The organism is Neobacillus terrae, assembly GCF_011393025.1.
Lineage (GTDB): Bacteria > Bacillota > Bacilli > Bacillales > Cytobacillaceae > Neobacillus_A > Neobacillus_A terrae.
In genome coordinates this window covers 1-3,614 of record NZ_JAAOEO010000062.1, presented here as the reverse complement: position 1 = coordinate 3,614, position 3,614 = coordinate 1, and the positions used below count along the sequence as shown (strand labels likewise).

Sequence of the window (3,614 nt, the reverse complement as noted above, 5' to 3'; positions counted from 1 at the left end):
AACGAATGAGCTGCGTCTTATTTTAGTATTGCCTTTTTTCCTTTTAATAGAAGTTAATTTTCATGGTAGTTTAAGTGTACCACTTCACAAAGTTACATCGATTTTAACATATATACATTGAAACTTTTCTTACTCACATTTCATTTTATATCATATAGAGCACCTCCCAGAACAAAAGGTACTCTATACACACGAATCATTGAACTCCTTGTTATTCTTTTCCGCTAAACTCTAAAATATTTAAACCCTCGGATGCCTCTGGTGCTTCAAAAAATTTAGTAACATGAATAAACACCGCTTCCGTGTCAAAAGCTGCTCTTTCGGGTTGTTCGTTACGCCTTTGTGCAATTTGACGTAAGCATTGCTCGTTATTTAGATTAAGGAAAATTAGTTGATGGCTTGCATTGACCTCTGACGCCATATCCAAAAACCACTTTCGCAGTTTTTGAGTGTTAGCTGGAAAATCCATCACTACATCTGTACCGACACTTAATATGTTTTGGACATGCTTTTTGACCAACGGCTTGAGCTGCGCTGAGAATTTTAGATAGTCTTCAAATGATGCAATCTGATTGGGGTAAAGAGATGAAAGCCATTCATCCTCAGACAACAGTACCGCATGTTTATCTATCGCCAATTGTTTTGATTTAGTTGATTTTCCAGCTCCCATTTTTCCACAGAAAAAGTATAGCGTCCCCAATTGTTTCATATTTTTTAACCCCCGCGCTTATTTTAGTTTAAACTTTTTACTTCGTTAGTTCCCATAGACATTCTCCTTTTATTAATATTTAGACGTTAAGATTTATATCAAATTTACTTATTCTACCAATTTCATTTATATTCCTTCTTTAACAAACCTGCCCTTTAGTGCAATAAGAAAAGCTGTCTTTAAGACAGTCTCAATACAATTTTAATTTAAAAAATATCTTTCTTATATAAGGTTACAAAAAGGAAATAGCAAAATACTCCTAATAACGAACATAAAAAAAGCTCACTGAAATGAAATAAAATAGGAACCAATACTCCTACTATAAGGGCTGCCACCAAACCTAACACAATATTTTCCTTTGTTAAAAAGATTCTATAACCTATATAACTGCTTAAGACAACCTTTTCAACTTGAAAAAGCTGTTTCTATGACAGCTCCGTTCTTAAAATCTTGCCCCGTTTGTTGAACAATAAAATCCCTAAGATTCATTGTGCTTTTTATCTAAGGTATTTGTAAACTTTTCGTTAATTTCTAACTAATATAGATAATTTTTTATTACGGTGGGTAAAAGGGATGTGTTACGCACAAAGGTTGAAATCCCCTTTCAACCCTATACCTTTTGATCTATTGCCTATTAAGCAATAGATCTTTTTTATAGTAAAGCACCCGATAGTTTAAGTGTATCAATTCACAAACTATTAAAGGAACGTAATTAACCCAGGGTATTTTTTCTTTCATAATTATTCTTTAACATTTACGAACTTTATTCGCTAAGGTCATTGCTATGTACTGAGGAATAAAATTCAAGAAACTTACAACAACTAATAGTTGAGAAGGTGAAAAAGGCTTAAAATAACCACCATCCCAGCCTATCCCCTTCGAATCTTCCATCCTATCGATAAAGTAAAATGAAATAATTGTAGATAAAATATTGCCAATAATTAAGGGAATGGAATTGCAAAAATATTTCACAAAGAATGCAAGAAGAGAAGTTGCTACAATCATTATCAAATAGCCAAACATTGAACGGTTTACAAAGTCTTGGTACATAGAAAAATATACAAATGGAAAACAGTATAAAATAACTGTTAGGATACCACTCCCTAACCTTTTCAAAGTTAACCCCTCCAATGTTATAAAATTTAGATGTGTAAATTTACACTAATTGTAACATAGGAGTTGTTTTTTTGTACAAATATTTCCAGTGTTTATTAAAAACCATCCTGCCCCGTTAGTGGAACAACAAAAAAGACTTTACTTCAAGTAAAGCCCCTTATTATTTTTTAAATAAATTTTATATACCTGAATTAACAAGATATGAAAATAAACCTACCAGCCCTATTACAATCGCAATACTTAAAAAAGCAATTGTGTATTTCTTTTTAATCAGATTAAAAGTAGCAATTATAACACCAAGGGATAAGATTACAACAGTTGAAACAATACCTTTAGCAAGATACATATAATTTAGAACCCCTAAAATCACCAAAATCAAAGGTAAAAAGTTTATAAAAAATTTCAGTGTATATCCCCCTCCTATTACCTCTATAATAACATATTTATCCAATTATCAATTAACCTTCTTAAACTAAACTGCCCGTTTGTTCATTAAGGAATTCAACAAAAAAGACCGTTAATCCTCCTGGATCAACGGACTCTAAAATTTAAGTACATTACATCACAATCTGTTGAACTGTTCGGAATCAGATAACAAAAAATCCGCCCTTGGATTTTTTCTAATGAAGAAGCAATTCACCATCAATGTTGCTTTATAATTCTTGCAACCCGTTAGTTCAAAAAGAAAAAGATAAAGTCCACTTCATTAGTGGCTTTTTTCATCTTACTAAAATACTAAATTTACTTGCCCTTTCAGTTAAAAATTCTCCTAGGTACTTACGTTCCTGTTACCAAAGAAATTGGCGTGGTAGCAGCTTTCATATAATCAATCAATTGAACCATTCTATGCTTATATTTTTCTTCTTTAGTTTGTTCATAAAGTTTTTTAGCTTCATTATAATCATCTAACAGACAATCTATATTATTCGCTCCTGGGATCATAGTAGATTTATTCATATGAATTTTCTCCTTTCGGCCCTGTTGTGAATAAATGGTGGTTGATTTATTAGTAGTTATATTCCACACAAAAGAAAATCTAAACAGATTTTATAAAAGGTTATTGTTAACCCACCCCCTCATTGTTTCTAATATGTCAGCGGTTCTTGGAAGGAATCATCTCTATATGCCTAACTACATTTTATTTATCTAGGATGACCTCTTCGTGAAATTCATTCGCTTTACCGCATTCCGGTGAATATATTGGATATTCAACCTCCCCTCCTTTCTATAAATGGATTCAAATTTGGGTATTTGCCTTTCAACTTTGAGAAAAGGACAAAAAAAAAGGATCTCTCCTGTTCTGGAATCCAGTTAGGAAAATGATTCTATACTAACCGTAGCATTCCCCCCTTGTGGAAACCTGCCACGTAGTCGAATAACAAAAAAACCCGGCCAACTGAAGCCGGATCAAAACCCATCACCAATTTCTATTTAATTCCTTAATTCTCATCTACAATTGTTCAACTTCTATTGGCATAGACTCCAGAGGCCTATAATAAAGGTCTGGGCTACAATTCATTCCACGATAAATAATGTTTAATGCTTCAGCTCCTGGTCTTTGAGAAAATTTAGCGTTCCTTGGTTTGCTCTAAAGACGATTGTAAGTTTCAAGTAGGCTAGGCATTATCTTTCCTCTTCAGGTTAAATTTTGTATATATTTTAAGGGTAGATCAGCACTATTAGCAAATTCTATCCAAACATCCATTCTTAAACTAACCTGCCCCTTTCGTATTATAAGGTCAGCCAGATATTTCTGGTTGACCATTTTTTATATGGTTTTATTATTACG

At 32.7% G+C, this 3,614-nt stretch carries 4 protein-coding genes; all 4 read right to left on the bottom strand.

The window, feature by feature from the left end:
* Positions 1-211: 211 nt before the first annotated feature.
* Positions 212-709, bottom strand: a complete 498-nt coding sequence (locus tag G8761_RS26520) for a P-loop nucleotide/nucleoside kinase family protein (RefSeq protein WP_098532397.1) — start codon at positions 707-709, stop codon at positions 212-214.
* 747 nt (positions 710-1,456) lie between these two features.
* The gene (locus tag G8761_RS26515) at positions 1,457-1,825 is read right to left on the bottom strand and encodes a hypothetical protein (RefSeq protein WP_166030928.1); all 369 of its coding nucleotides are present in this window, start codon (positions 1,823-1,825) and stop codon (positions 1,457-1,459) included.
* 178 nt (positions 1,826-2,003) lie between these two features.
* A complete protein-coding gene (locus G8761_RS26510; protein WP_166030927.1) occupies positions 2,004-2,276 on the bottom strand; it encodes a hypothetical protein in 273 nt (90 codons plus the stop codon).
* Between the two features lie 326 nt (positions 2,277-2,602).
* Positions 2,603-2,782: a hypothetical protein gene (locus tag G8761_RS26505; RefSeq protein ID WP_166030926.1), complete on the bottom strand. Its 180-nt coding sequence runs from the start codon at positions 2,780-2,782 to the stop codon at positions 2,603-2,605.
* Positions 2,783-3,614: the final 832 nt, after the last annotated feature.

What these genes read in the sequence shown, in the direction of transcription:
- G8761_RS26505 (WP_166030926.1), bottom strand. Translation starts at nt 2,782, where the DNA reads ATGAATAAATCTACTATGATCCCAGGAGCGAATAATATAGATTGTCTG.
- G8761_RS26520 (WP_098532397.1), bottom strand. Translation starts at nt 709, where the DNA reads ATGAAACAATTGGGGACGCTATACTTTTTCTGTGGAAAAATGGGAGCT.